Annotated in this window: 16 protein-coding genes and 1 pseudogene; 8 read left to right on the top strand and 9 right to left on the bottom strand. The window is 72.7% G+C overall.

Features of this window, described 5'->3' with window-relative positions:
• Positions 1–437 precede the first annotated feature (437 nt).
• Positions 438–1,184, bottom strand: coding sequence for a GPP34 family phosphoprotein (locus ACH4TL_RS05260; RefSeq protein WP_398311875.1), 747 nt, complete (start codon positions 1,182–1,184; stop codon positions 438–440).
• 256 nt (positions 1,185–1,440) lie between these two features.
• On the opposite strand from ACH4TL_RS05260, the gene ACH4TL_RS05255 reads away from it, so the two are divergent.
• Both ACH4TL_RS05255 and ACH4TL_RS05250 read left to right on the top strand, forming a co-directional pair.
• Positions 1,441–4,293 carry a D-alanyl-D-alanine carboxypeptidase gene (locus ACH4TL_RS05255; protein WP_398311878.1) on the top strand — a complete coding sequence of 951 codons (2,853 nt, stop codon included), beginning with the start codon at positions 1,441–1,443 and terminating at the stop codon, positions 4,291–4,293.
• 206 nt (positions 4,294–4,499) lie between these two features.
• Entirely contained in the window at positions 4,500–6,416 is a 1,917-nt protein-coding gene (locus tag ACH4TL_RS05250; RefSeq protein WP_398311881.1) for an MFS transporter, read from the top strand.
• Positions 6,417–6,427: 11 nt separating this feature from the next.
• Here ACH4TL_RS05250 and ACH4TL_RS05245 read toward each other — a convergent pair whose 3' ends face one another.
• The 5 genes from ACH4TL_RS05245 to ACH4TL_RS05225 are packed head-to-tail and all read right to left on the bottom strand — an operon-like array spanning position 6,428 to position 14,212.
• Positions 6,428–7,693, bottom strand: coding sequence for an ABC transporter substrate-binding protein (locus ACH4TL_RS05245; RefSeq protein WP_398311884.1), 1,266 nt, complete (start codon positions 7,691–7,693; stop codon positions 6,428–6,430).
• Between the two features lie 35 nt (positions 7,694–7,728).
• Positions 7,729–8,661 carry a hypothetical protein gene (locus ACH4TL_RS05240; RefSeq protein ID WP_398311887.1) on the bottom strand — a complete coding sequence of 311 codons (933 nt, stop codon included), beginning with the start codon at positions 8,659–8,661 and terminating at the stop codon, positions 7,729–7,731.
• Entirely contained in the window at positions 8,658–10,160 is a 1,503-nt protein-coding gene (locus tag ACH4TL_RS05235; RefSeq protein ID WP_398311890.1) for a VWA domain-containing protein, read from the bottom strand. Before ACH4TL_RS05235 ends, ACH4TL_RS05240 begins: the two co-directional genes overlap by 4 nt.
• 39 nt (positions 10,161–10,199) lie before the next feature.
• Positions 10,200–12,566: a tetratricopeptide repeat protein gene (locus tag ACH4TL_RS05230; protein ID WP_398311893.1), complete on the bottom strand. Its 2,367-nt coding sequence runs from the start codon at positions 12,564–12,566 to the stop codon at positions 10,200–10,202.
• Positions 12,563–14,212 (bottom strand): trypsin-like peptidase domain-containing protein, encoded by a 1,650-nt coding sequence (locus ACH4TL_RS05225; RefSeq protein WP_398311897.1) that lies wholly within the window; start codon positions 14,210–14,212, stop codon positions 12,563–12,565. Before ACH4TL_RS05225 ends, ACH4TL_RS05230 begins: the two co-directional genes overlap by 4 nt.
• A 607-nt stretch (positions 14,213–14,819) precedes the next feature.
• Here ACH4TL_RS05225 and ACH4TL_RS05220 point away from each other — a divergent pair.
• Complete coding sequence (locus ACH4TL_RS05220; RefSeq protein WP_398311899.1) at positions 14,820–15,572, top strand: IPT/TIG domain-containing protein; 753 nt, start codon at positions 14,820–14,822, stop codon at positions 15,570–15,572.
• 75 nt (positions 15,573–15,647) lie between these two features.
• Positions 15,648–16,949 carry an IPT/TIG domain-containing protein gene (locus ACH4TL_RS05215; protein ID WP_398425148.1) on the top strand — a complete coding sequence of 434 codons (1,302 nt, stop codon included), beginning with the start codon at positions 15,648–15,650 and terminating at the stop codon, positions 16,947–16,949.
• 11 nt (positions 16,950–16,960) lie between these two features.
• On the opposite strand, the pseudogene ACH4TL_RS05210 reads toward ACH4TL_RS05215, so the two are convergent.
• A pseudogene (locus ACH4TL_RS05210) lies at positions 16,961–18,784 on the bottom strand (GTP-binding protein); the annotation flags it as partial.
• Positions 18,785–18,908: 124 nt separating this feature from the next.
• On the opposite strand from ACH4TL_RS05210, the gene ACH4TL_RS05205 reads away from it, so the two are divergent.
• Positions 18,909–19,052 (top strand): hypothetical protein, encoded by a 144-nt coding sequence (locus ACH4TL_RS05205; protein ID WP_398311902.1) that lies wholly within the window; start codon positions 18,909–18,911, stop codon positions 19,050–19,052.
• 27 nt (positions 19,053–19,079) lie between these two features.
• Here ACH4TL_RS05205 and ACH4TL_RS05200 read toward each other — a convergent pair whose 3' ends face one another.
• Positions 19,080–19,679 carry a TetR family transcriptional regulator gene (locus ACH4TL_RS05200; RefSeq protein ID WP_398311905.1) on the bottom strand — a complete coding sequence of 200 codons (600 nt, stop codon included), beginning with the start codon at positions 19,677–19,679 and terminating at the stop codon, positions 19,080–19,082.
• Between the two features lie 123 nt (positions 19,680–19,802).
• On the opposite strand from ACH4TL_RS05200, the gene ACH4TL_RS05195 reads away from it, so the two are divergent.
• The 3 genes from ACH4TL_RS05195 to ACH4TL_RS05185 all read left to right on the top strand — a co-directional run bounded on the left by ACH4TL_RS05195 (position 19,803) and on the right by ACH4TL_RS05185 (position 22,262).
• On the top strand, positions 19,803–20,633 hold the full coding sequence (locus tag ACH4TL_RS05195) for an SDR family oxidoreductase (RefSeq protein WP_398311908.1): 831 nt from the start codon (positions 19,803–19,805) through the stop codon (positions 20,631–20,633).
• 218 nt (positions 20,634–20,851) lie between these two features.
• Positions 20,852–21,118 carry a hypothetical protein gene (locus ACH4TL_RS05190; protein ID WP_398311911.1) on the top strand — a complete coding sequence of 89 codons (267 nt, stop codon included), beginning with the start codon at positions 20,852–20,854 and terminating at the stop codon, positions 21,116–21,118.
• 100 nt (positions 21,119–21,218) lie between these two features.
• Positions 21,219–22,262 (top strand): Ku protein, encoded by a 1,044-nt coding sequence (locus ACH4TL_RS05185; RefSeq protein WP_398311914.1) that lies wholly within the window; start codon positions 21,219–21,221, stop codon positions 22,260–22,262.
• A gap of 46 nt (positions 22,263–22,308) precedes the next feature.
• On the opposite strand, the gene ACH4TL_RS05180 is transcribed toward ACH4TL_RS05185, so the two are convergent.
• Positions 22,309–22,932, bottom strand: a complete 624-nt coding sequence (locus tag ACH4TL_RS05180) for a TetR/AcrR family transcriptional regulator (RefSeq protein ID WP_398311917.1) — start codon at positions 22,930–22,932, stop codon at positions 22,309–22,311.
• Positions 22,933–22,965 lie beyond the last annotated feature (33 nt).

The following is a 22,965-nucleotide window of genomic DNA, read 5'->3' as shown; positions in this document are numbered from 1 at the left end:
GTTCAGCAGCCTGCCACTACCGGACCCGGCCGCGCTGGGAAATGGCCCGACAAAGACCGTACAAAGGGCGACCGAACGCGTGCGCGGTGCGGAGCGCGTGCGGCATGCGCGGGGCCGCACGCGGGCGCGGGGCGGCGGGACGGCCGGTCGTCCGGAACGGCCGTCCCACCACCCCGCGCTTCAGCGGCTCCCGGACCGGGTCGGTGGGGACTGCGGTGCGGTCGGTGGTGCTGTATCGGTTCTGCGGACTCTGGTGAGCCCGGTTGGTGCCCTGGAGAAGTGCCCTGCGGTGCTCTGTGGCGCCCTGCCGCGCGCCCTTGGTGCCCTGTGGCGCGCTGGTGGTGCGCTGTGGTGCTTCGGGGGCTCTCCGGGTGCCGGAGCCGCTCACGGATGCTGTGCGGCGTCCTGAGGCGCCCTGGGGGCCTCCTGGTGATGGGTCAGTGCGCTCCGACGCGGGTCATGCTCCCGCGGCGGGACGGCTGCGCCGGAACCCCGGCCGCGGGCTCCGCGGCGCGCGCTCCCGGCTGTCGGCCCGGGGCCGGTGCGCGCCGTGGCTGCGCCGCGACACCGTTCTGCACGTCCATCACGGCGTGCGCCACCAGACCGCCCATCGGGTCGTGCCTGATCAGATCCCGGAGCCTGGAGCGCGAGGAGCGCCCCTCGTTCCCGGGATACAAGTGCTTGCCGAGCCCGACCGCATGGGCCAGGGCGGCGAGCGCGGCGGTCCGCGGGTCCGGCGGTACGCCGGTACGGATCGCACTGTCCAGCCGGGCCCTGATCTCCCGGCTGATCGCCGTGTCCGTCGCCTGGTAGCGAGTCGTCGGCAGTACCCCGCACATCTGGCCCGCCACGGCATGCACCATGCCGCACCGCTCCAGGTGCGTGAGATACGTCTGGCGCAGCCCCAGTCGGGGCCCGCCGATCCAGTGGACGGCCCGAACCGGGCTGCCGCGTCGGCGCAGCAGCTCCAGTGCGGAGTCCAGGGTTGGATCTCCGGTCGGCCGTGGCAGCACCACGGCGATACGATCCCCGTCAGGGGCTATCCGTCCGGCCAGGGCCAGCTCTACTAGCTGTGCCCCGGCAAGACCGAGGTCGAGCGACTGCGGCTGCGCCGTGGTACCCGTGGTCGGGTCCAGGGCCAGCAGCAGAAGCTCCTCCGGAATTGTTCTGCGGCTCCTGCCCATCCATGCCTCCCCGCGTGGATGAATGACAGGGTGACCCCTGCCACATTGGTCTGTCGAGAGTGCCTGGTGGATTTGGGCGGGAACCGGTAGGTATGTCTTTCTCGTCTAGCGGGTGAGCGATCACCCTGAGGCGCTCTCCGGTGGTGGCGTTGCGCGACTCCACGCCGGGCACACAGGACACTGGTTGATGGTTGGAATGCGGGACGCGGCGCCAGGAGGCGCCCGGCGTCCCGTGTGACGTATCGAGGAGGCATCGGTGGCGGGCGAGTCCCCCGGCAAGTCGGATCAGCAGAAGTCGTCGGGGGAGACGGCTAGGGGAGCGCGCGATCCGCGGCTCACGGCCTTCCGTGAGGGGGAGGCCGAGGTCGACGGCGGGCGCTCGGCGGTCGCCGTCGCGGAGGACGCGGCGGACGGTACGGCGTCGGCGGAAGCGGAAGCGGAGCGTCCGGAAGCTGCTGGCGACGGCGATGCGCTTGATGTTCGCGAAAGCGAAGGCAGTGAATCGGCCGAAGCGGAAGCGGAGTCGGAGGACGCGGAGGGCGCGGAGGCCACGTCCTCCGGGCTCCCGGTCCGCCCGGGCGCGGCGTCCTCGTCGAACGCGGAGGACAAGTCCGGCGAATCCGGCGAATCCGGCAAGACGGAGAAGCCGGAGGGAAGCGACGCCCGCCTGCGGGAGGCCGTCGCGGCCTGGGTCTCGTCCGACGATTCGGACGCCGACGGTGCGGCGGGTGACGCGAAGTCCGCGTCCGGCGGCGAGGGTTCGGGGGCGGATCGCCCGGCGGAGGCCGCGGCTGACGCCGAGGGCGATGAGGGCGATGAGGACGAGGGCGCCTCGTCGGATTCGCCGGTCGACCAGAAGACCGCGGTGTTCCGCACGGCGAAGGCGGAGCCCGACGCCGAGGGTGATGAGGACGCCAAGGGCGGCGCCGAGCGGACGGCTGAGGCCACGTCGGACGCCGACGGTGACGGACAGGCGGCTTCGGGTGCCCAGGGTGACGACGACGCCGCGAAGGCCGAGTCCGGCCTGAAGGAGGACGCGGGCACGTCCGGTGCCAAGGGGACGGCCGAGGCCGCGTCGGACGCTGACGGTGACGCGGGTGACGCGAAGGCTGCGTCCGGCGACCGGCAGGCGGCTTCGGACGCTCAGGGTGACGACGACGCCGACTCCGGCGCGAAGGGTGACTCCGGCGCGTCCGGCGGCGGTGCGGCGACGTCTCGTTCGGCCAAGGCGGCGGCTGACGCCGAGGGCGATGAGGACCGTAAGGGCGCCGATGCCGACGCCGACTCCGGTGCCAAGGGCGAGGACGGCGAGGGCGCCTCGTCGAAGGCGCCGATCGACCGGAAGACCGCGGAGTTCCGTACGGCGAAGGCGGCCGACGACGACGCCGACGGGGGCGACAAGCGCGCGTCCGGTGAGCGGCGGCCGACGTGGGCCGGGGGCGATGACGACGACAAGTCGTCCGGCTCGGGCGTCGACCAGAAGACGGCCGTCTTCCGCGCGCCCAAGGTCGAGGACAAGGCCGAGGACAAGAAGGACGACGAGGGCGGCAAGGCCCTCGACCGGCCCACCGCCGCGTTCGGCGTGCTTCCCGAGAAGAAGAAGCGCTCCGAGGGCGAGAACGAGCGCACCAGCAAGTTCGTACCGCTGCGCTCCACCGACGACCCCGCCCCCGCCCCCGCCAAGGCGAAGCCGGAAGCGAAGGCCAAGGCGGAGGCGAAGGCACCGGCGAAGCCGGACACCGCACCGGCGAAGCCGGCCGACGTGCCGGAGACCGAGCGGACCAAGCAGCAGCCGCTGCCGCCGCAGACGCCGGACGGCAAGCAGCCCGCGCCGCTCGATCTGCTGGCGCAGCTGACGAACAAGCCGCCCAAGCCGGAGACGCCGGTACGGACGGCGGTGCGGCGGGTCAAGATCTGGACGCCGCTGGTGCTGCTGCTCGTCGTGATCCTGGGCGTCGCCCAGGCGGTGCGGCCGCTGCCGGACCCGGAGCTGAAGCTGACGGCCGACGCGTCGTACGCGTTCAAGGGCGACAAGCTGGCCATGCCGTGGTCCGGCGAGGGCCAGTCCGCGGCGGAGGTCGAGGGCGTGGGCAGCCTGGGCACGTCGGGTGAGCAGAAGCCGGTGCCGATCGCGAGTGTCACCAAGGTGATGACGGCCTACGTGGTGCTCAAGGAGCATCCGTTGAAGGCCGGTGCGGAGGGCCCGCGCATCAAGATCGACCCGACGGCCGCCAAGGAGTCGGAGTCCGCCGACGAGTCGCGGGCGTCGGTCAAGGCGGGGCAGAGCTTCACCCAGCACCAGCTGCTCCAGCTGCTGCTGATCAACTCCAGCAACAACATCGCCCGGCTGCTGGCCCGCTGGGACGCGGGGTCGCTGGACGCGTTCATCAAGAAGATGAACGACGCGGCCAAGAGCCTCGGGATGAAGAACACGACCTACACCGACCCCAGTGGACTCAAGGAGTCCACCAAGTCGACCGCGGCCGACCAGCTCAAGCTGGCGAAGGCGGCGATGCAGTCGGACGCGTTCCGGGAGGTCGTGGCGACGCCCAACACCGACATCCCCGGCCTCGACGGCAAGATCTACAACAACAACAATCTGCTGGTGAAGCCCGGTGTGATCGGCATCAAGACCGGTTCGTCGACTCCGGCGGGCGGTGCGCTGATGTGGGCCGCGGTGCGGACGATCGAGGGCAAGAAGCAGCGGATCCTCGGGGTCGTGCTCGAACAGCGCGCGCCCACCACGCTGGACGCCAGCCTCCAGCTGGCCCAGACGGAGAGCTACAAGCTGATCTCCACCGTGCAGGACGCGCTGACCTCGGCGACCGTCGTCAAGAAGGGCGATGTCGTGGGCCAGGTGGACGACGGCCTCGGCGGGACGACGCCGGTCGTCGCGACCAAGGACCTGAAGGCGGTCGGCTGGGCGGGGCTGAACGTCGACATCAAGATCGGTGACGGCGGCAAAACCATTCCGCACACGGCGAAGGCGGGCACCGTCGTCGGCGAGGTGACCGTGGGCAGCGGGCCCGGTCAGGTCAAGGCGCCGGTGGCGCTGGAAAACGACTTGTCCGAGCCGTCCTTCGGGGCGAAGCTGACCCGTATCTCCTGACCGGGCGGGACCGGACGAGACCGGACGGGGACACCGGCGCGCCGAGCCGCGCCGGTGTCCGCGACCGCTGACGAAACGCCTCGCGTGCTAGCGTCGAACGATGTCCCCGACCCTGACTCGCCCAGACCAAGGTGAACCGTGGGGAACCGGTACAGGGTTGACGCGATGAACAGGGGCAGACCTCGGGGGAGACGGGGAGAGCCACAGTGACCACCGTGGATCCGACACGGGCCGGTAAGAACGGCAACTCGGAGGACAGCACCGCGGCGAGCACCGCGGCGCGAATACGACTGCCCGCGCAGCGCCCGCCCACCGAGCCGGACGACTTGGCGGCGGAGGCGACTCCCGGGGGTGAAGCCCGGACGGGGGTGGTCCACCGCGCTGTGGCCGCGCTGCGCCGTCCGGTGCCCGCCGCGCTGGCCTCGGCCGCGGTGCTGCACCTGCTGTGGGTGGCGCTGCTCGCGAACAGCGGCGGCGATCTGGCCGCGCAGGACGCCTGGGCGGAGTTCGCGCTCCAGCACCCGGACTCGGCGTACAACCTGGCCTGGTACGGCGGGATGCACCCGGTGTCGTACAGCGTCATCTCGCCGTATCTGATGGCGGTCCTCGGCGTGCGGTCGACCATGGTGGTCGCCGGGACGCTGTCCGCGGGGCTGCTCGCCCTGCTGCTGGTCCGCAGCCGTTCGGTGGCGCGGCCGATGTGGCCCACCCTGTACGGCGCGTTCGCGCTGGTGTGCAACGCGATCTCGGGCCGGGTGACCTTCGGGCTCGGCGCGATGTTCGGCCTGGCCGCGGTCGCGGTGATCTTCGCGTGGCCGGTGCGCTGGCGGTCCCGGCACTGGCACCACAGGACCGGGCGGTTCCTGCTGGCCGCCCTGCTGTCCGGGGTGTCGACCATGGCCAGCCCGGTGGCGGGCCTGTTCGTGGGGATAGTGGCCGCCGCGCTGTGGCTGACCAAGCGGCGCCCGGCCGCGTACGCGCTCGGCGTCACCCCGACGCTGGTGGTCGCGCTGTCCGCGTGGCTGTTCCCGTTCTCCGGTGAGCAGCCGATGTCCTTCGGCTCGGCGGTGCTGCCGCTCATCGCCGGGCTCACGGCCTGGCTGCTGTCCCCGGCCGACTGGCGCACGGTGCGGGTCGGCGCGGCGCTGTACTCGCTCGGCGTGGTGCTCACCTGGCTGATCCCGTCCCAGATCGGCACCAACATCGCCCGGCTCGGCATGATCTTCGGCGGTGTGGTGGTGATCGCCGCGCTGACCCAGCCCCGTATCCGGCCCGCCCGCACCGAGTGGCGGACCACGCGGACCGGACAGCGGTGGACCGCGCTGGTGCTGTCGCTCGCGACGATCACGATCTGGCAGCTGGTCAAGACCGCCGACGACGTCATCCACACCACCCCCTCCGCGTCCTGGGCCCGGGAGCTGGCGCCGCTGGTCGACCGGCTGAAGCGGGTGGACGCCGACCGGGGACGGGTCGAGGTGGTGCCGGTGCGCAGCCACCGCGAGTCCTCCGCGCTCGCCCCGTACGTCAACCTGGCGCGCGGCTGGAACCGGCAGCGGGACCTGGACCGGAACCCGATCTTCTACGGCGAGAACACCCTCACCCCCACGACCTACCACGAGTGGCTCAAGCGCTGGGCGGTGCACTTCGTGGTGCTGCCCGCCGACAACCCGGACAAGGGGGCCGAGAAGGAGTCCCGGCTGTTGACGGGCACCAAGCTGCCGTATCTGCGGCAGGTGTGGTCGGACGACAACTGGAAGCTGTACGAGGTCAAGGACCCGACGCAGCTCGCCGACCCGCCGGCCACCGTGGAGCGGGCGGGTGCCGACCAGCTGGTGCTGAAGGTACGCAAGCGCGGACCGGTCCTGATCCGCATCCCGTACTCGCCGTGGCTGGGCCTGGTCGACTCCAAGGGGCGCAGCGTCCACGCGCCGAAGGCCGACCGGCAGGACGAGCTGCCGGTCAACCGGCAGGGCTGTCTGACCAACGAGGTCGAGGCCGCCGTGGAGGGGCAGCCGGAGGACGAGTGGACCGTGCTGCACGCCCCGCGGCCCGGCATCTACCGGATAGCGGGCAAGTACCAGCTGCCGCGCGGCACGCCCTGCCCGGAGGAGATGGCGCCGTAGGGCGCCGGGGATCAGCCGCAGACGGTCGACAGCCAGGGCTGTCCGCTCTCCCGGTGCAGATCGGTGCGGACTTTCTCCAGGCTGGCCAGCAGCGTGTCCGGGTCCTTGCGGACCTGGCTGAGGTAGGCGAGGGCGGCGCGCTGGAAGGCCAGTCGCATCCGGGTCGGCATGGCGTCGGATCCGTCCAGGCACAGTGATCCCGAGTCCTTCAGCGCGCCGGCGATCCGCCGGGCCACGCCGTCGTACTTCCCCAAGGCCGAGGGGACCTGGCTGTTCGCGAAGAACGGCGGGGTGCCGCCGCGCGGGGTGTTCCGCACCCAGGCCGTCTGGTTCTTCGCCGAGGTGAGGTACGCCAGGAGCTGCCGCGACTGCGGGGTCTCGCGGAACATCGCGGCGAAGTCCGCCGACACCTCCCGGGCGGTGGTGCGCCGCTCGGCGCCGGGGATCAGCCCGGTGGAGAACGCGAAGGCGGCGCGGGTGCGGTCCTTCGCCGCGTAGCCGCCGCGGATGAACGAACCCTGGTGCTCCAGCGCGCACGGCGGGCGCGCGGCGAACAGCTTCCGGCCCGCGTCCCGGAAGTCGGTGAGCAGCGCGGTGCGCGCCGCGCCCTTCCCGAACAGCGCGCCCCAGGTCCGCCACGCCCGCTCGATCCGGGGGTCCGTCCAGGCCAGGCCGCCGGTCGCCCACGCCTCGTAGACGGCCTTGCCCTGCTGCTGGAGGAGGATGTCCTCGATCCAGTCGGTGCCCGGCCAGCCGGAGGTCGCGTCGCCGCCCATTCCGGCGCACCACTGGCCGCCCCGGGCCGCGAGGGCGCGCAGTTCGCGCGGGGCGTGGCGGTCCGCGTCGTACCAGACGATGCTCTTCAGGTCGGCCTTGACCGCGATGCCGTAGACCGCGCCGTCCCCTCGCGGCGCGGGCTTCCACAGCGTGCCGTCGTAGGCGGCGAGGGTGCTCTTGGGGAGCACCTTCTCCAGCGGTACCAGGGTGTCCGCGTAGGTGGCCAGTTCGCCGGGGCTGGGCAGGACGGCGATGTCGGGCCGGGTGCCCGCCTTCACCTCCGAGGACAGCACCTCGCGCAGCGCCGTGGTGCCCTGGTAGTCGACGCGGATGCGGGTCTTGGCTGTGAACGACCGGAGCAGCTTGCGGAAGGCCGTGCCCTCGTGTCCTGTCCAGGTGGCCAGCACGCTGACGCTGCCGTGCGAACGCTGCCCGCCGGTGTCGCCCGTGCCGACCGCTGACAGCGCCACCAGCCACAGCCCGAGGACCGCCGCGGTCACGTTGAAGGAGCCTCTGCGGGTGCTCCTGCGGGCGCTCATCGCGGCTGGAACCGGTACTCGTCGATGCGCGGCTGGAGCCCGATGAGGACGAGCGCCGCGAGGGCCGCGCCGCCCAGCGGGATCCAGCCGACGGCCCCGGCCCGCCAGTGGGTGCCTCCCATGGTCGTCGCCACGTCCTCGGCGGTCGCGCCGCCGCGGGAGCCGATGTCCGTCCGGTGCAGTGCGCGCCCCGCCGAGGCCAGCCGCTCCTGGGTCTGGTACGCGAAGGCGGCCAGCGGCACCACCGCGATCAGCAGCGCGGTCGCCGCGATCAGCCAGGGGTTGACCAGCCGGCGGAAACGGTGCCGCAGATACCGCTGGGTGAGGACGAGCAGCACCGCGAGGGTGAGGAACAGCGCGGGCACCAGCACCCACCAGGCGAATGTCAGCAGCCAGCCGAACGAGGTCTGCGCCCGCAGCACCTTCTGTTGCCCCTGCTGCACGATGCCCAGCCGGGCCAGGATGCCGTCGTCGTCCCGGGTGAGCATGGCCGTGGCGTAGCTCAGATAGGCGTCGCGCAGATCGTCGTTGTCGCGGTTCACATACGCCTGCTCGACGAGGTCGCTGTACGAGGAGACCAGCCCGGTGATGGTGAGCAGCGACTGACGGGCCTCCTTGCCGCCGGTGGTGCTCTTGACGGCCTGGGCGAGGTTCTGGCTGGCCGTGGAGAGTTCGTTGCGGTAGTCCTCGCCGAGCCCCTCGACGTCGGTGGTGGGGCCGGTGAGACTGGGCTTCGCCCGGGCGTCGGCGGCGTGGAGGGCGTCGATCGCGGCGGCCACCTGGAGGATCGCGGGGGTCGAGCGCTCGCTGACCGCCGTGGTGTTGCGGCTGACGCCGTAGTACGCGGCGAACAGCGCGGTCACCGCCACCGCCGTGACGAGGAGCAGCGCGGTCAGCCGCCGGACGAGGAAGGCCCGGGTGCCGCTCATGACGCCGCCTCCGGGCGCAGCGGGGTGTCGCACTTCTGGCAGTACGCGGCGGTGGCGGGCGCGGTGCGACGGCAGGACGGGTTCGGGCAGATCCGGTCCGGGCCGGCGGGGGCGGTGCCGGGGACGCCGGTGAAGCGGACGCTCTCCTCGGTCACGATCATCGCCGAGTTGAGGTCCAGCGGCCGGATGGGCTCCCGGACGCGCACGTCGCCGGTGGCGGCGTCGACGATGCGGACCAGCCCGCGCAGCCGTTCCAGCATCTTGGCGCTGCCCAGCCCGTGCGCGAGCCGGACGGCCTGCCCCCACTGCCGCCTGGCCTCCTCGCGGTCGCCCGCCTCGTACGCGTCGCAGCCCGCGGTGATGGCGTGGCCGAGGTCGGAGTCGGCCCCGTAGTGCGCCAGCCGGGGATCGACGCGGGAGGACAGCAGCACGTCGTCGGTCCACTGGACGAGCACGGATTCGGCGGGCGGCGGGGTGGGCAGCGGAAGGCCGGTGGCACCGTGCGGTGCGGGGTCGCCGTCCATCGTGAGGTCGACGGCGGCCAGTTCGACGTCCTCGCCGGTCGGATCGCCGTCCGGGTCGGCGAGGACGCACACGTGGAACTCGCGGGACTCGTCGCCCCAGGCGCCGGTGCGGCACTCCCAGGTGCGGGCGTCGGGCCGGGTGCCCTCGTCGGTGAGGTCGGCCCGGGTGGGGTGCACCTGCTTGACGAAGCCGATCCGGCCGCCCGCCCGGGTACGGACCCGGATGCGCACCCCGGCCAGCGCCTTCGCCATGGAGGCGCGCGTCATCTCCGCGAACTCGGCCGCCAGCGCCGAGTCGTCCAGCACCGCGTCCGCGCGGCCGTGCAGCCTGCGCACGATCCGCTTCAGCTCGGTGGCGTCCCAGCCGTCGCCGATGCCGCGCGCGTCGCAGGTGAAGTGCGGGGCGCAGGCGTCCAGCACCTTGTCCAGATATCCGGCCGCGTCGTGCTCGTTGCGGCCGTCGGTGAGCAGCAGGGTGTGCCGGATCGCGGCAGGGCGGCTGAGGTGGAGCCGCCGGGCCAGATCCAGCCAGGCGCCGATGGCCGTGCCGCCGATGGCGGGCAGCCGGGCCGCGACGCGGGCGGCGGCGGCCCGGGTGTCGGGGCCCGCGACGGCCATGCCGCCCGCGAAGGGGTAGACGACCTGGGCCTGTTCGGTGCCCTCGATGATCGCGAAGTGGGTGCCGTCGCGCAGGACCTCCACGGCGGTCGCGGTCGCCCGCCGGGCCGCCGCGATCTTCGTCGGGGGCCAGCTCATCGACCCGGAGCAGTCGATGACGATGACCTCGGAGGCGGCGGTACGGGCCGCGGCCGGGCCCAGCCCCTTCGCCTCGACGCTGACGATGGCGTGCATCTCGGCGCGGCCCGCGGCGGCCGGGAGGTACTTGTTCTGGTGCACGCGCAGGGTGAGCGCGGGGCCGTCGCCCCCTTCCCCGTAGCTGTCCCGTCCTGGATCGTCCTGGCTGTCCTGGCTCATGTGATCCCTCTGCCTCCCCCTGTCCCGCTGTCGGATCTGTCAGACGCCCGTCATCGGCCGGATCGCGTTGGCGCGGTCGACCAGCACCCCCAGCGCCTCCGGGCTGTCCGCCTGCCGGGCCAGCCGTCGCAGCACCGCTTCGAGCCGCGACCGCACCGACAGCTCGTCGTCCTCCTCGCCGAACAGCAGCCCGGGGTCCGCCGGATCGCCCGCCGCCTTCCGGCGCAGCGTCCAGTCCAGCGCGGCCTCCAGCACCTCCGCGGTGAGCCGGTCCCTGGCCTGCCCCTGGCCGCGCCCGTCGTCCAGATACAGCCGCGGCAGCCGGGTCAGCACCTCCACCAGGTCCTCACCTGTGGGCAGGGCCCGCTCGCCCAGCCGTCCGGCCAGCACACGTACGGTCGCGATCCGGGCGGCGTCGTAGTGGCGCGAGACCTTCGGCACCCGGTCCAGGACGGCGATCGCCCCGCCCCGGTCCCCGGCGGCCAGCCGCAGCCGGGCCAGGCCGAAGGCGGCGCTGCCCTGGGAGCGGTTGCGCTCCCAGACCGCCTCGTAGAACCGCTTGGCGGCCTCGTGGTCGCCCAGGTGCTCGGCGCAGTAGCCGAGCGCCAGCTTGGGCGCGTACTCGCCGGGCAGCGCGCCGTACACCTCGTCGAACGCGCGCCGCGCCTCGGCCACCGCGCCGCCCGCGAGCCGCAGCAGGGCGCGGTGCCAGGCGGCCCGCCAGTCGTACGGGGCATCGGCGCCGATGATCTCCTCGGCGGCCGTCAGCTCGGCGTCCGCCCGGTCCAGCGCCCCCAGGTCCAGATAGGCGCGGCAAGTACGGAAGCGGATCTCGGCCGACGGATACGGGAACGCGCCCAGCTGCTCGATCAGCCGCCGCGGGCTGCTGTCGGTCGGGGTGTTGAGCAGGGCGGCGCCCGGGTCCGCCGCGTCCGGGAACGGCACCGGCAGCCCCGGCGGCACCTGCTCCGGGGACGGCAGCCCGTGCGCGAGGGCCCGGCGCGGATCGCCCTCCAGCCAGTGTTCGAGCCCCGGGATCCGGCCGAGCCCCGCGTCCAGCAGCGCGGCGGTGGGGGCGAACAGGGTGGACGGCTCGGGCTGCTCCTCGCGCAGCCGCAGCGCGTGGATCTCCCGCAGCACGCCCCACAGCTGCTCCGACATCTCGCCCGCCGACCCGAACCGGCGCCGCGGATCGCGGGCGGTGGCGCGGGCCAGCACCCGCCGGTACGACTCGGCGCCGAGGCCGGGTGGCGCCTGGTCGGGCCGGGTGGCCTTGTCGGACAGCGACCGCAGGGTCGCGCCCACGCCGTACAGGTCGTGGCGCTCGGTGAGCGGGCCGCCGCGCAGCGACTCGGGGGAGGCGAACCCCTCGGTGATGACGGGCGGATCGCCGCCCTGCCGCCCGAGGCGGCGGACCGCGCCCAGGTCGATCACCTTGACCCGGCTCTCGTAGTGCATCACGTTGCTCGGCTTGAGGTCGCAGTACAGCAGCCGCTCGCTGTGCAGATAGCCGACCGCGCGCAGCACCAGGCAGCCGTAGGCCAGGATGTGCTCGTACAGCCGGGGCCCGTCGTACGGCGGTGTCGCGTCCGCGACGCGGTCCCGTATCTGGGCGAGCGTCATGCCACCGACGAACTCCATCACGATGTACCCGGTGAGCCGGTCGCTTCCGGGCTCCGTCTGGGTGACGTAGTTGATGATGCGGACGATGCCGGGGTGGTCGAGCATCGTCAGATAGCGGCGCTCCTCGACCGCCGCCCGCAGCGCCGCCTCGTCCTCGTTGTTGATCAGACCCTTGATGGCGACGGGCTGCCGGTCGAGCTGGGTGTCCTCGGCGAGATAGACCCAGCCGAGGCCGCCGTACGCGACACAGCCGATCACCCGGTACTGATCGCCCAGCAGATCCCCGGGGCGCAGCCGCGGGGTGAAGTCGAACGGATGGCGGCAGCGGGGGCAGAACCCCGCCGACAGCGCGGGCTCCCCGTTGTAGGGCGCGCCCACGGTCTCCTCGCACCCCGGCCGCCCGCAGATCTGGCCGCGGGACGGGGGACGCGGGTCGTCGAGCACGAGGTCGGTGAGGGAGGGCAGTTCGACCCACGGCAGATCCAGCAGTCCACCCCCGGCGGGCCCCAGGCTGAACTTCCGCGCCGCGTCCCGCCGCCGCGCCCGATCAGTGGCCGTGGTCCCCCCGGACCGCAGACTCCCGTCCCCGGGGCGCGATCCCGCGCGGCTGCCGCTGCCGGTGCGGGGTTCCGTGCCGGTGGCGGGCCCCGTGTCCGGCGCCGCCGGGGCGGGCGTGGGGTGGGGGCGGCGGCCGCATTCCGGGCAGAAGCCCCGGGAGTTGATCCGGGCGCCGCCCCCGCCGGGGCAGTCCGGGCGGGCGCACACCGCCCCCGGTGTCGTCATGGCGTGTCCCCCTCCGGCGGTGCGTGCACGGCCTGGACGAAGCGGTCGACGGCCAGCCGCGCGGCCGCCACGTCGCACGGCACGGCGGACAGCTCGCGGTGGGCGGCGCGCTGGAGCGGGAACAGCTCCCGGCGCTCCGACGCGGCCTTCGCCCCGAGCAGCGCCGCGTACGCGTTCAGCAGCCCCTTCAGCTCCTCGACCTCGTCGCGCTGGGCGTCGGCCGTGCGCAGCGCCGCCTCGGCCCGCTCCCGTACCGCCCGTACCGCCTGCTCGAACGCGGCCAGCTTGGCGACGATGTGGTGGGTGCGCAGCTCGGGGTCGCCGCGCAGCCGGGTCAGGTTGATGCGCAGCGCCGGGGCCTCCGCCGGGTCCGACGCGGCGCGTGCCCCCGACGCGGCCGCCTCCCGCTCCAGCCCGGTGGCCTCAGCGACCCGGTCGGCCAGCTCGTCGAGCCAGGCGTCGATCCGCTCAGGGGCGGGGCGGAACAGCCGCTCGGCCAGCCGGAGTCCGGGGGCGTGCGGGTCGCGGAAGACCAGCATCAGCCGGGCGCCCCGGTCGGCGAGGAGCGCCATGAAGCGGATCAGCGCCTCCGGTTCGCTCGCCCGGTCGAGACCGACGGCCACGACGGTCAGCGGCACGGCGTCGGCCCGGATGCGGCTGAGCGGGGAGGCGTCACCTGGCGGGCGCGGATCGAGCCGGTCGGCGACCCGGCGGGCGACCTCCGTGTCGGTGCGGCCGGTGACGTCGATGGCCAGGTCCACGCTGCCCAGCGGCGGCACGGTGCCGCGCGGCGCGGAGGACACCGCCTCGTCGTCGCCGCCTCCGGACAGCTCGCGGTCGGCGAGGGTCACGGCGCGGCTGAGCGCCTCGTAGCGGCCGCTGTCGTCGTGCGCGATGACGACCGTCTCCACGTCAGCGACGCCCGGGCGCCGCCCGGCCAGGGACTCGCGGCGCAGCCATAACGCGAGCCGCTGCGCGAACGGGATGTCCAGCACGTCCCGGCCGCCGCCGGTCAGCCGGGAGACGAGCCGTGCGTCGACCACGCGGTCGCCGCCCACGAAGCGGTGGACGAGCGGGAGATGGCGCAGGATCGTCTCGACGTGGATCATGTGCGACCGCAGCCGCCGCTGGTCGCGGGGGATGTCGGCGGCGTCGTCGTAGCGGTTGACGATCATGCCGATGACCTGGCCGGTCTTCACGTCCTCCACCCCGGCGCCGCTGCATCCGCGGCGCACCACGTCGCCGGGGGAGTCCGGGATCAGCTCCAGCCACTCGGCGCGCGGGCCGACGGCGCCCGCGATCTTCGCGTAGAACCAGGTGCCGTGGTCGTTGTGGCGCGGGAAGCCCAGGTTCCGCACCTGCCCCAGCGGCTCGGGCGACAGCCGGTACAGGGGCGCGGCGTGCTCGGCGGGCTGCGGGCGGTCCAGCGTCAGCAGCGCGATGTCGCCGCATCCGTCGGCGCGCCGGGGCACCCAGCAGCCCGCGGCGACCCGCGCGGTCACTGGCGCGGCGTCGGGCAGCTGCACCAGGTCGACGAGGACCCGCGAGGCGGGGACCGGGCGCCCGTCGTCCGGGATGACATGGGCGCACGTCAGCACCGTGTCACCGCCCAGCAGGATTCCGGCGCCCAGGACCTCACCGGTCATGCCGCGAACGCGTACCCGCCAACACCCCCCGGCGGGCGACCCCTTGACGGGAATGCCCATGTCCGCCCCCATGCGGCAAGAGGATACGCCCGCGGGGTGCGGAAGTGACCCCTTCGTCCGATGGGTCACGGGAAAGGGTGAGTGGGTCCCGAAAGCCCCGCCCATGCGCTCCCGTGCGGGTATCGGAGGCCAGGCCGCGCGCTCCCGCGCGGGTATTTCGGGACCACGTCGCGCGCTCCCGCGCGGCGACCGTGGGCCCGGCGCGAGGCCCGCGACGACCTGCGGAGGCCGCACGCCCGCCATACGAGTGATGCGGCGTCACACTTCTTGTGGACGGAACTCTTCCGATGGATTACTGAAAATGTGCGGTATGGCCTCCGCCGGTGTCCCCGGCGAAACGGCCCCCGCATCCTCGCCGGTCCCGGGCGCCAGGCGTACCGCGCGAGGGGGCCGGGCGGGCGTCCCCAAAGACCCGTCCGACGCACACCGCATTCTCCTGCGGGCGCGGCGGGTCCGACCCGCCCGGCCCGTCCTTCCTTCCATTCCCTGAGCCTTCCCGGGCCTCGTGCTTCCCGACCGGGCTCACCTCCAGCAGGGAGACAACGCCATGCCCATCTCTCCGAACCAGGGGTCGACCGGCGGCGGCACCGTGGTCACCATCACCGGTACGAACCTCGCCAACGCCTCCGCCGTGCACTTCGGCAGCAAGCTGGCCACCATCACCGCCAACACGCCCACGTCGGTCACTGTGACCTCGCCCTCCGGCAGTGGCACGGTGCCCGTGACCGTGACCACGCCGGGCGGGACCAGCAACCCGCTGAGCTTCTATTACGTTGGCGCGCCCTTCAAGTCGGCCCTGAGCGCCACCTCCGGGCCGCTCGCGGGCGGCAACACGATCACCATCAGCGGCACCGGGCTGTCGACGGCGAGCGCCGTGAACTTCGGCGCCAACGCCGCGACCCCCACGGTCACCTCGGACAGCAGCATCAGCGTCACCGTGCCCGCGGGCGCCGCGGCCGGGTCCGTCGGGGTCACCGTCACCACCGCGGGCGGCAGCAACAACGGCCTGTCCTACACCTATGTGGACGTGCCCACCGTCACCGGCTTCGCCCCCGCCTCCGGCCCGGCCTCCGGCGGCACCGCGGTGACCATCACCGGCACCAACCTCGACACCACCCAGTCGGTCACCTTCGGCGGTATCGCGGCGCCGTTCAGCGTCATCAGCTCCACCAGCGTGTCCGCGGTCACGCCGCCCACGGCGGACGGACAGCCCGGCCCCGCCAACGTCACCGTCACCAACAGCGCGGGCAGCGCGACCGCCGCTACCCCGTTCCAGTACCTCGCGTCACCCGGAATCTGATCACTCCTGGGACGTTCCGCCGGAAGGAGCAGCACGTTGAGCACCCCTCATGCCGCAGGTCCCCAAACGGGTTCCGTGGCAACCGCCGCGTCCGCGGTCACGGCGGCGTCCCCTCCGGTGATCAGCTCCGTCAGTCCCGCCTCCGGAGCACCCGGAGGCGGGACCGTCGTGACCATCACCGGCAGCAACTTCAACCAGGCGACGGCGGTCCGCTTCGGCACCACCCTCGCCCCGGGCTTCACCGTCGTCTCCGCCAACCAGATCACCGCCACCTCCCCGGCGGGATCCGGCACCGTGCTGGTGACGGTGACCACCCCAGGCGGCACCAGCAACGGGGTGTCCTTCGGCTACGCGGCCGCCCCCGCCCCGGTGCTGACCGCGCTCTCCCCGACCCAGGGCCCGGCCGCCGGTGGCACTGCGGTCACGCTCACCGGCACCGGCTTCACCGGCGCCACCTCGGTGCGCTTCGGTTCGGTGAACGCCACGTCGTTCACGGTCGTGTCGGCGACGCAGATCACGGCGGTGGCGCCGCCGGGGAGCGCGGGTTCGGCGCAGGTGACGGTGACCGGCCCGGGGGGTACGAGCAACGGCATCACCTATACGTACGTGGCCACCCCCGCGCCGGTGCTGACCGGGGTCTCACCCGGCCAGGGCCCGGTGAGCGGCGGCAACACGGTGACGCTGACCGGCAGCGGCCTCACGGGCGTCACCTCGGTGCTCTTCGGCTCGGTGCCCGCGGTGTCGTTCACGGTGGTGTCGGCGACCCAGATCACGGCCGTCGCACCTCCCGAGGGTGCAGGGCCGGTGCAGATCACGGTGATCGGCCCGGGCGGCACCAGCAACGGTGTCACGTACTTCTACGTCGGCATCCCCACCCTCACCTCGATCGTCCCCGGCCAGGGCCCGCTCTCCGGCGGTACGGCCGTCACCCTCACGGGGACCAACCTGCTCGGCGCGACGGTGGTCAGGTTCGGCGGCGTCAACGCCACGTCCTTCACGGTGGTGTCGGCGACGCAGATCAACGCCGTGGCCCCGGCGGGCAGCGCGGGGACGGTCCAGGTCACGGTGGACACGCCGGGCGGCACCAGCAACGGCGTCCCGTACACCTACGTCGTCGTCCCCGTCCTCACCAGCGCGGCCCCCGCCCAGGGCCCGCTGGCGGGCGGCACCACGGTCACCCTGTTCGGCACCGGCCTGACCACGACGAACGCGGTCCATTTCGGCTCCGTGCTCGCCGCGTTCACGGTCGTGTCGGACACCTGGGTGACGGCGACCGCCCCGGCTGGGTCGGCCGGGGCGGTCAACGTCACCGTCACGACGGACGGCGGTACGAGCAACGCCGTGACGTACACCCGCGTGGGCGGGCCCGGCATTTAGGCGCCGGGTCGTCAGCCGGTGGCGCCGCCGGGGAGCGGCCGGTCGCCCGACGGGTGGCACAGCCACACCCCCTCGCCGTGCGACAGCCCCCGCAGCTCCTGCTCGAATCCGTGCACCGACCGCACCGGAATCTCCCCCGTGAGCAGCCATCCCGACGCACCGCCCGCGCTCTCCGCGAGGTCCGCCCCGACCGCGGCGAGCCGGGCGGTGACGGCTGTCAGCACATCGGGCGGGATCTCCAGCTCGAAGGCGTGGTACGGCTCGTACACCCGCCACCCCGCCCGCTCCAGAGCCTGCCCCAGCACCTCCGGGGTGACGGTACGGAAGTCGGCGGCGGTGCTGATCGGGGCGGCGAACCCCGAACGGATCAGGGTGACCCGGCAGTCCGTGACCGCCCGCCCGCGCGGGCCCCGGCACAGCGTGTCGTGCACGGTTTGCTCGATCGCGGTGTGGAACGCCCGTGGCAGGGCGCCCAGTTCGGTCTCGTAGCCGAAGCCCACCCCGGACCCGGTCGCGGCGGGCTCGACGCGCAGCCCGACCGTCGCCCACGGGCCCGTATGGCCGCGCCGGGCCATCTCGTAGCACGCCTCGCCGACCCCCACCGGCCGCTCCACCAGGACCGGGCGGCTCGGCTCGAAGGCGGCCTCGACGCCGTAGTCCCGGGCGAGCGTCGCCGCGATGATCTGCTTCTGGACCTCGCCGTACAGCAGCACCGAGGTGGCGCCGCCGGGCATGGCCCGGGCGTGGATCAGCGGATCCTGGTCGGCAAGCGCGAGCAGCGCGGTGTGCAGCCGGGCGGCGGCCGCGGGGCCGGGTTCGCGGGCGCGGACGAGGGTGTGGAGGGTGGGCGCGGCGAAGTGCGGCTCGCCGTCGCCGCCGTCGTACGCACCGAGCCGGTCGCCGACGCGGACCTCGGGGAGCCCCTTGATCCGCGCGATGTTCCCCGCGGTCAGCACCCGCGCCCCGGACCGGCCCACGACCTCCAGCGCGGTGATCTGCCCGCTGTGCGGGGCGCCCGGCCGGTGCAGGGTGAGCTGCTGCCGTACGGTCAGCTCGCCGGAGAACAGGCGCAGATACGCGGTCTTCGCGGCCGAGCCCGCCGTCCGCTCGATGGCGAAGACGGTGCCCCGGAGTTCACCGTCGCCGTGCGGGGTCGGCGGGACGAGCCGTTCGACGCCGTCGACCAGGGCCGCGACCCCCTCCCCGCTCAGCGCGGAACCGAAGTACACCGGGTGCGCCCGCCCGTCCGCCGTCGCCGCGGCCAGCGCCGCGCGCACCTCGGCGGCGGAGGGGAGCGGGCCGTCCACGAGACGGGCGAGCAGCGCGTCGTCGGTCTCCGCCAGCGCCTCGGCGGCCTCGGTGCGCACGCCGGTGTCGTCCAGCGACCGCGGCCGGGCGCGCGCGGCCCGCGTGCCCAGGTCCGTCACGTCCGTCAGGCACACCAGGTGCGGGGCCAGCAGCCGGCGGATGTCCGCGAGCAACTCCGGGTGCCGGGCGCCCGCCCGGTCGATCTTGTTGACGAAGAGCAGCACGGGCAGCCGCAGCCGCCGCAGCGTCTTCATCAGCACCCGGGTCGCCGCCTGGACGCCCTCGACGGCGGACAGCACGAGTACGGCCCCGTCCAGCACGCCGAGCGCCCGCTCGACCTCGGCGATGAAGTCGGAGTGGCCGGGGGTGTCGATCAGGTTGACCTGGGTGTCCCCGACGGCGAAGGAGGCGACGGCCGACCGCACGGTGATGCCGCGCTCCCGCTCGATGGCGCCCGTGTCGGTCTGGGTGTCCCCGGAGTCGACGCTGCCGAGGCGGTCGATGACGCCCGCGTCGAACAGCAGCCGCCCAACTCATGGCGAGCAGTGACCAAGGGCGCCAGGGAGAATCGCCTGTGCTCGCACGGGTGAGGAGGCCAATGGCAGGTGATGGACCCTATTCGGCCAGGTCAGCGGCAGTACGGGCGGCCTCGTGCCGCGTTGGTCGCCCCAGACGGCGGGCGGCGGCGACCTGTACACCGCGCGCCGGGACACGGCGCTGGACGGCAAGCGGCTGAGCGTTCCGTTCGCGGCGCAGTCGGTGCAGACGTTCCAGATCGACGGGGTCGCGGAGTAGCTACGTCGCTTTGTGGCTACGTCGCTTTCAGGTCGCCAGGTGGCGGACGATCCTGCGCAGCTGCTCCGCGTAGTGCTCGCGGAACTCCGGTGACTCCGGGTCGGCGTCGAAGAACCGGCGCACGGCGTGCGGCAGCGCGATCGGCGCCGTGACCAGGCTGACGTACAGCAGCATCGCCATCGCGGGGTCGATGTCCTCCGCGATCTCGCCCGCCGCCTGGCGGCGCCGCAGATCGGACAGGTCCTCCGGCTCCTCCTCCGGCGCGGCGTCGTCAAGGCCGCACCAGGCGTTGAACCGGGTCGCCCGAGGATCGGCGAACGCCTCCCGCAGATAGCGCCCGACCAGCTCGTCCAGGGGGATCGCGGGGTCGTTGAAGGTCTCCTCGCGCTTCAGCCACTCGCGGCCCAGCTCCCGGTACAGGCCCTCCTTGCCGCCGAAGTGGTACGCGATCAGCTGCTTGTTGACGCCCGCCCGGTCCGCGATGTCCTGCACCCGGGCGCCCGCGAACCCCTTCTCCGCGAACACGTCCCGGGCGGCCTCCAGCAGCAGCCGCCGGGAGCGCTCCGGGCACAGCTTGCGCTCCTCGGGCGCGGGGGCGCGGCGGGGCCTCTTCGGCGTCCCCTCCATGTCCTTCAACTCCTTGTGCTCGACCGGACAACATTAGCTCCATCTATATGTTTGACAAGTTCATCCGATTGGATGAACGCTGTCTCCGAAGAGCTTTGGACAGTCGGACAGACAGGGAGTTGCATGATGTTCGTGGTAACCGGAGCCACCGGAAACGTCGGCGCGCACGTGGTGAAGGAGCTGGCCGCCGCGGGTGCGGAGGTCCGCGCGCTCACCCGCGACCCCGGGACCGCCCGCTTCCCCGAAGGCGTCCACGCCGCCCGCACCGAGGATCTGCCGATGGAGGGCGCCACCGGGCTCTTCCTCCACGCCGCGGTGGCGTGGCAGCTGGGCACCGACAAGCTGCTGGAGCGGGCCAAGGAGGCCGGGGTGCGGCGCATCGTGACGCTGTCGTCGTCCTCCGTCCTTGAGGCCACCGACCCGCAGGCCAACCCGATCGGTGCCATGCACCGCGACCTGGAGGCCCAGGTCGAGCGCACCGGCCTGGAGTGGACCCATGTGCGGCCGGGTGCCTTCGCCGCGAACGCCTTCCAGTGGGCGGACCAGATCAAGACCGGGGACGTGGTGTACGGCCCGTACGCCGCGGCCCACATGGCGCCCGTCCACGAGGCCGACATGGGCGCCGTCGCCGCCCGCGCCCTCCTCGTCGACGACCTGGTCGGCCAGACCCCCGAACTGACCGGCCCGGAGTCGCTGACCTTCGCCGACCAGGTGCGGATCATCGGCGAGGTCATCGGCCGGCCCGTGCGGTACGAGGAGATCCCGGTGGAGGTGGCGCGCGAGAAGATGATCGGCGGCTTCGTGACGCCGGAGATCGCGGACTCGCTGCTGCGGGTCTTCGAGGGCTGCGTGGACCGGCCGCAGGCCATTTCCCCGGAGGTCGAACGCATCACGGGCCGCCCGGCCCGGCCGTTCGCGACCTGGGTCGCGGACCACGCGCCTGCCTTCAGCTGACCGGTGGGGCGCGGTCGCCGGGGTGGTGGGTGCCGGGTGCGGGGCCTCCGGGGCAGGGTCCTGGACTCGTATATTTTTGGCGCCGGTGCTCGGAGACGTGGGGTGGGCCGGAAGCAGGCGCTACAAATACACGTAACGTCCAGGACCCCACCCCTGCGGCCCCGCCCCCTCCTGTGGCGTCGGCGGCCATCCGGCGGTGGCCCGGGGGCGGGTACCTGGTGAACGCCCTGGAGCGCAACGCCCGGCTCACCGCCCGCGTCCGGCAACTGGAGAACCGGCTTTCCCAACAGCTCGGTGAACAAGCCTGGCGCGACTCCGGTCTGGGAGCCTCCGCCGACATTGACCAGCTTCAGCGGCAGATCACAGCCCTCGAACAGCACGTCGTGGACCTCAAAGGCCAGCTTGAGGACCGCACCGAAGAGCTCCAGGCCGCACGGGCCGCGAACCGGGAGCTGACCCGGTCGCTGAATCAGATCCGCCACTGATGCCGGCCGCCCCACCCTATTGGCGTCAGCCGCGGGACCTCGGGATGCGATCACCGGCCTGTGGGGGTGCGATGGGGATGAACAGGGAGGTGAAGGGGCCATGGCGAGGGCGATCTGGAGCGGTGCTCTGTCATTCGGGCTGGTCGCCATGCCGGTGCAGCTGTTCACCGCCACGGAGAGCCACACCATCCGCTTCAACCAGATCCAGCGCGGAACATCCGACCGTGTGCGCAACAAGCGGGTCAACGAACGCACCGGCGAAGAAGTCCCCATGGACGAGATCGTCAAGGGCTTCGACATGGGGGACGAGTACGTGGTGGTCGAGCCCGGCGAGCTGGACGAGATCGCACCTGGTCGGTCCAAGGGGCTGGAAATCACGGGATTCGTCGACGCGGAAAAGGTGAAGCCGATCTTCTTCGACAAGGCCTACTACGTGGCACCGAAGGGCAAGGAGTACGCGAAGGTCTATTCCCTGCTGCGCGAGGCCCTGGCCCGATCCAACAAGGCAGGGATCGCCACCGTTGTCATGCGTAACCGCGAGTATTTGGTCGCTGTGAAACCAGAAGGAGACGTCCTGGCGCTTCACACTCTGCACTGGGCTGACGAGGTGCGCGATCCCCGCCGCGAAATCGGGAATCTCCCGGAAGGCGCGCAGGTCGCCGATAAGGAGCTGCAGACAGCGGTTCAGCTGGTTGAGGCCTTGAGCACCGAATGGGAGCCCGAGGAGTATCACGACACCTATCAGGAGCGCGTGATGCAACTCGTCGAGGCGAAACGCGCTGGTGAGACGATCGAGAAGAGCGAGCCTCCGCCACGCTCCACCAACGTCATCGACCTCATGGACGTCCTGCAAGCCAGCGTCGACAAAGCCAAAGGCAAGAGAGAGGCCGGCACAGAAGAGGCCCAGGCCGCTCGGAAGCCGACGCAGCTGAAAGAAGCGGCCGAAAAGAGCCGGGCCAGCCGCAAGGCGAAGAAGGTCACGAAGAAGCCTTCGAAGGCATCCGACCTCGAGGGGCTGAGCAAGGCGGAGCTCTACCACCGCGCATCCGATGCCGGCATCCCCGGCCGATCCTCGATGAGCCGCGAAGAGCTGATTAATGCCCTCACCGGCAAGACTGGTCGCCGCAAAGCAACGGCATCCTGACGCCGCAGAGGGGCCGCAGCCTGAATGTCACATCGCTATCCGGATCCTAGGCTTCTTCCTTGGCGGCGGAGCCGGGCGCACGCTGTGCGGGCTCGGTGTGCGATTGCGCGGCGGCCTCGAGAATGGCACCGATCTCTTCAGGTCTCATTGCCGACAGGCGCTCGAAGCTGGGGCTCGTGCGCAGGGCGATGACGCCGATCAAGCAGGAGATCAGGACCTCGGCCCGGCCGACGGGATCGTCGGCACCCTCGGCCGCGAGTCGGTTGGCGAGCGGAGATATCAGGCGGGTGCGTGCTTCGTCTGCCGCGGTGGTACGCGCTTCGGCGACGTCGCTCCGGGAGAGGAGAGCCTGGACGACAGGGCCCGGCGCGCCTCTACGGTCGGCTCGGTGCAGCGCCTCCACGGTGAAGGCCCCCAGGTCGAGCGTCTCGGGCGACACGTTCACGTTCCGGCTGTCCTCGTCCACCGCCGCCCGGTACAAGGCAGCCTTGCTGCCGAAATACCGCGCGATCAGGGAGGCGTCGACGCCGGCATGCTCTCCTATGTCCCGAACGGTCACAGCGTCATATCCGTGGCGGGCGAACAGGTCGCGGGCAGCGCCGAGCAGCGCGGCCCGCGTGGCATCCGAATCACGTTGCCTGCCGCGCGTACGTTCCGTCTTCGAGCCCATGAGTCGTCCTCTCCGGCTCAGGTCCGTCATCGG

The sequence above is a fragment of the Streptomyces sp. NPDC021115 genome, assembly GCF_044333065.1.
In the GTDB taxonomy this organism is placed as follows: domain Bacteria; phylum Actinomycetota; class Actinomycetes; order Streptomycetales; family Streptomycetaceae; genus Streptomyces.
Note: the sequence above shows the minus strand (reverse complement) of the source record. Positions and strands in the feature narration are given on the sequence as shown.

Coding starts and splice junctions, on each gene's coding strand:
- ACH4TL_RS05260 (WP_398311875.1), bottom strand. CDS start 1,184: ATGGGCAGGAGCCGCAGAACAATTCCGGAGGAGCTTCTGCTGCTGGCC.
- ACH4TL_RS05240 (WP_398311887.1), bottom strand. CDS start 8,661: ATGAGCGGCACCCGGGCCTTCCTCGTCCGGCGGCTGACCGCGCTGCTC.
- ACH4TL_RS05235 (WP_398311890.1), bottom strand. CDS start 10,160: ATGAGCCAGGACAGCCAGGACGATCCAGGACGGGACAGCTACGGGGAA.
- ACH4TL_RS05230 (WP_398311893.1), bottom strand. CDS start 12,566: ATGACGACACCGGGGGCGGTGTGCGCCCGCCCGGACTGCCCCGGCGGG.
- ACH4TL_RS05225 (WP_398311897.1), bottom strand. CDS start 14,212: ATGACCGGTGAGGTCCTGGGCGCCGGAATCCTGCTGGGCGGTGACACG.
- ACH4TL_RS05220 (WP_398311899.1), top strand. CDS start 14,820: ATGCCCATCTCTCCGAACCAGGGGTCGACCGGCGGCGGCACCGTGGTC.
- ACH4TL_RS05200 (WP_398311905.1), bottom strand. CDS start 19,679: ATGGAGGGGACGCCGAAGAGGCCCCGCCGCGCCCCCGCGCCCGAGGAG.
- ACH4TL_RS05195 (WP_398311908.1), top strand. CDS start 19,803: ATGATGTTCGTGGTAACCGGAGCCACCGGAAACGTCGGCGCGCACGTG.
- ACH4TL_RS05185 (WP_398311914.1), top strand. CDS start 21,219: ATGGCGAGGGCGATCTGGAGCGGTGCTCTGTCATTCGGGCTGGTCGCC.
- ACH4TL_RS05180 (WP_398311917.1), bottom strand. CDS start 22,932: ATGGGCTCGAAGACGGAACGTACGCGCGGCAGGCAACGTGATTCGGAT.